Source organism: Rudaea sp. (assembly GCF_036383415.1).
Taxonomy (GTDB): domain Bacteria; phylum Pseudomonadota; class Gammaproteobacteria; order Xanthomonadales; family Rhodanobacteraceae; genus Rudaea.
Genome location: NZ_DASVOK010000240.1, coordinates 1 through 3,732, shown reverse-complemented (window position 1 = coordinate 3,732; position 3,732 = coordinate 1). Strand labels below are relative to the sequence as shown.

Genomic DNA, 3,732 nt, shown 5'->3' with positions numbered 1-3,732 from the left:
GATTTAAGGAGAACACGCAATGGCATCCAAGCGCGACAAGATCCGTCTCGTGTCCTCCGCGGGCACCGGTCATTTCTACACGACCGACAAGAACAAGAAGACCACGCCGGACAAGATGGAAATCAAGAAGTACGATCCGGTGGTGCGCAAGCACGTTGCTTACAAGGAAGCGAAGATCAAATAACCGCAGCAATGCGGCCATTCCGGAGAGCACAGGGTTGTGCGTCGGTCCGGAATACCCTGCCTTGGTCACAGGCAACAAACAACCCGCCGCGAGGCGGGTTTTTTGTGCCCACCGTCCATGGCGGTCACCCTGCGGGCCATCGCTGACGCAATGTCAGAAATCGCTCCCGGCGATTTTTTGTTGGCGCGTTCCCAGCAAACAAAAACGCCGGCGCGTGGCCGGCGTTTTTTGTTAGTGATCCGGCAGTCGCCGGATCGAAGATCGACTCAGTGCTTGAGCTGACGACGCAGGCGTTCGATTGCCTGCAGCTGCGCGAGCGCCTGCGCGAGTTCGGCCTGCGCCTGTGCGATCTCGACCGCGTCGGTGCGGTTGGCGAGCGCGCGCTCGGCTTCGTCCTTGGCCTTGCGTGCGGCGGCCTCGTCGAGATCCTTCGCGCGCACGGCGGTGTCGGTCAGCACGGTGACGACCTGCGGCTGCACCTCGAGAATGCCGCCGGAGACGTAGAAGAACTGCTCGTCGCCGTTCTCCGCGATCACGCGCACCTGGCCAGGCTTGAGCCGGGTGATCAGCGGCGCGTGGCGTGGCGCGATGCCGAGTTCGCCCTCTTCGCCGGTGGCGACGACCATGGTCGCATTGCCGTGGAAGATTTCAGCCTCGGCACTGACGATGTCGCAGCGGATGGTGGTTGCCATATCGATTGCTCCGGCCGGATCAGGCCGCCTTCTTCTCGGTCATCTTCTTGGCCTTCTCGAAGGCTTCGTCGATGCCGCCGACCATGTAGAACGCCTGTTCCGGCAGGCTGTCGCACTCGCCGTCGCAGATCATCTTGAAGCCGCGGATCGTTTCCTTGAGCGAAACGTACTTGCCCGGCGCGCCGGTGAACACTTCGGCGACGTGGAACGGCTGTGAGAAGAAGCGCTCGATCTTGCGCGCGCGGCCGACGGTAGCCTTGTCTTCTTCGCTGAGCTCGTCCATGCCGAGAATCGCGATAATGTCCTTCAACTCTTTATAGCGCTGCAAAGTACCTTGAACGCGGCGCGCGGTCTCGTAGTGCTCGGTGCCGATCACGTTCGGATCGAGCTGGCGGCTGGTAGAAGCGAGAGGATCAACCGCGGGATAAATACCAAGAGACGCGATATCACGCGACAAAGCGACGGTCGAATCCAAGTGCGCAAATGTTGTTGCCGGCGACGGGTCGGTGTAGTCGTCCGCCGGAACGTAGACGGCCTGGATCGAGGTGATCGAACCGGTCTTGGTCGAGGTGATGCGCTCCTGCAGGCGGCCCATTTCGTCGGCCAGCGTCGGCTGGTAACCCACCGCCGACGGCATGCGGCCGAGCAGCGCGGACACTTCGGTACCGGCCAGCGTGTAGCGGTAGATGTTGTCGACGAAGAACAGCACGTCGCGACCCTTGCCGGACGCGTCCTTTTCGTCGCGGAAGTATTCGGCCATGGTCAGGCCGGTCAGCGCGACGCGCAGGCGGTTGCCGGGCGGCTCGTTCATCTGGCCGTAGACCATCGCCACTTTCGATTCCGGCAGGTCCTTCAAATTGACGACGCCCGCTTCGATCATCTCGTGATAGAAGTCGTTGCCTTCGCGCGTGCGCTCGCCGACGCCGGCGAACACCGACAGACCCGAGTGCTGGGTCGCGATGTTGTTGATCAGTTCGAGCATGTTGACCGTCTTGCCCACGCCCGCGCCGCCGAACAGGCCGACCTTGCCGCCCTTCGCGAACGGTGCGACGAGGTCGATGACCTTGATGCCAGTTTCGAGCAGCTCGTTGGCCGCGGCCTGGTCGTCATAGCTCGGCGCCGGACGATGGATGGTCCAATGATCCTTCGCGTCAATCGGACCGACTTCGTCGATCGGGTTGCCGAGCACGTCCATGATGCGGCCGAGCGTGGCGCTGCCGACCGGCACCTTGATGCCGGCGCCGGTGTTTGTCGCGACGAGGCCGCGCTTCAAACCGTCGGTGGAGCCGAGCGCGATCGTGCGCACGACGCCGTCGCCGAGCTGCTGCTGCACCTCGAGCGTGATCGCCATGCCGTCGATCTTGAGCGCGTCGTACACCTTCGGCACGGCATCGCGCGGGAATTCGACGTCGACCACGGCGCCGATGATTTGTACTACCTTGCCCTGACTCATGTGGGTATCCTCGATTACTTGATTCTTTGACACGGGCGCGCGGTCAGACCGCAGCTGCACCGCTGACGATTTCCGAGATTTCCTGCGTGATCGCCGCCTGGCGCACCTTGTTGTAGATCAGCGTCAGCGAATCGATCGCCTTCTTCGCGTTGTCGCCGGCCGACTTCATCGCGACCATGCGTGCGGCGTGTTCGCTCGCCAGGTTCTCGAGCGTCGCCTGATAGACCAGCGACTCGATGTAGCGCGTGAGCACGTGGTCGAGCACGGTTTCCGCGTTCGGCTCGTAGATGTAGTCCCAGTCGTGCGCCGTCTCGAGCTGTGCCGACGGCGGCAGCGGCAGCAACTGGTCGAGCGTCGGCTTCTGCGTCATCGTGTTGACGAAGTCGTTGTAGGCCAGCGTGAGCTGATCGATGCGCTTGTCGGAATACGCGTCGAGCATGACCTTGATCACGCCGATCAACTGCTCGATGTGCGGGCGCTCGCCGAGATGGGCGACGCTGCCGACGAGATTGACCTTGAGGCGCTTGAAGAACGCACTCGCCTTCGTGCCGATCGCGACGACGTCGATCTCGACGCCCTTTTCCTGCCACTGGCGGATCTCGCCGAGCAGCTTGCGGAACAGGTTCGAGTTGAGGCCGCCGCAGAGGCCGCGGTCGGTCGACACGACGATGTAACCGACACGCTTGATCTCGCTGCGCTCGATGAGGAAGGGATGCTTGTATTCGCTGTTCGCTTTGGCGATGTGGCCGATCATCTGGCGCATCGCACGCGCGTACGGACGCGAGGCCTTCATCAGGTCCTGCGCCTTGCGGATTTTCGAAGCCGAGACCATTTCCAGCGCGCGCGTCACCTTGCGGGTGTTCTGCACGCTCTTGATCTTCGTCCGGATTTCTCTTGCGCCTGCCACGTTGTTCGACCTTTTCGTTTTTTGCCGGAATGACGAGCGAAAGCCTTACCAGCTGCCGGTCTTCTTGAACTCTTCGATGCCCTTCTTCAACGTCGCTTCGATCGCGTCGTTCCAGTCTGCCTTGTCGTTCGCGGCCTTCATCCAGTCGGCGTAGTTCGCGGCGAAGTGCGCGTGCAGGCCGGCTTCGAACGGCAGGATCTGCGCGATCGGCAGGTCGTCGAGATAACCCTTCTCGGCCGCGTACAGCGAGATCGCGAGCTGAGCGACCGAGAGCGGCGCGTACTGCTTCTGCTTCATCAACTCGGTCACGCGTTGACCGCGCTCGAGCTGAGCGCGCGTTGCCGCGTCGAGGTCCGAGGCGAACTGCGAGAACGCGGCGAGTTCGCGGTACTGCGCGAGCGCGAGTTTCACGCCGCCCGACAGCTTCTTGATGATCTTGGTCTGCGCGGCGCCACCGACGCGCGACACCGAGATGCCGGCGTTCACGGCCGGGCGG

Annotated in this window: 4 protein-coding genes and 1 pseudogene; 1 reads left to right on the top strand and 4 read right to left on the bottom strand. The window is 62.7% G+C overall.

Annotated elements, in window-relative coordinates; all coding sequences use genetic code 11:
* The first annotated feature begins 19 nt into the window (after positions 1-19).
* Positions 20-184: a 50S ribosomal protein L33 gene (gene rpmG, locus VF497_RS09215; protein ID WP_018972500.1), complete on the top strand. Its 165-nt coding sequence runs from the start codon at positions 20-22 to the stop codon at positions 182-184.
* A gap of 266 nt (positions 185-450) precedes the next feature.
* Here rpmG and VF497_RS09210 read toward each other — a convergent pair whose 3' ends face one another.
* From VF497_RS09210 to VF497_RS09195, 4 genes and pseudogenes are all read right to left on the bottom strand, one after another.
* The gene (locus tag VF497_RS09210) at positions 451-876 is read right to left on the bottom strand and encodes a F0F1 ATP synthase subunit epsilon (RefSeq protein WP_330887923.1); all 426 of its coding nucleotides are present in this window, start codon (positions 874-876) and stop codon (positions 451-453) included.
* Positions 877-895: 19 nt separating this feature from the next.
* On the bottom strand, positions 896-2,329 hold the full coding sequence (atpD, locus tag VF497_RS09205; RefSeq protein WP_330887921.1) for a F0F1 ATP synthase subunit beta: 1,434 nt from the start codon (positions 2,327-2,329) through the stop codon (positions 896-898).
* 43 nt (positions 2,330-2,372) lie between these two features.
* Positions 2,373-3,236, bottom strand: a complete 864-nt coding sequence (atpG, locus tag VF497_RS09200; RefSeq protein WP_330887919.1) for a F0F1 ATP synthase subunit gamma — start codon at positions 3,234-3,236, stop codon at positions 2,373-2,375.
* A gap of 45 nt (positions 3,237-3,281) precedes the next feature.
* Positions 3,282-3,732, bottom strand: a pseudogene (locus VF497_RS09195) (F0F1 ATP synthase subunit alpha); the annotation flags it as partial.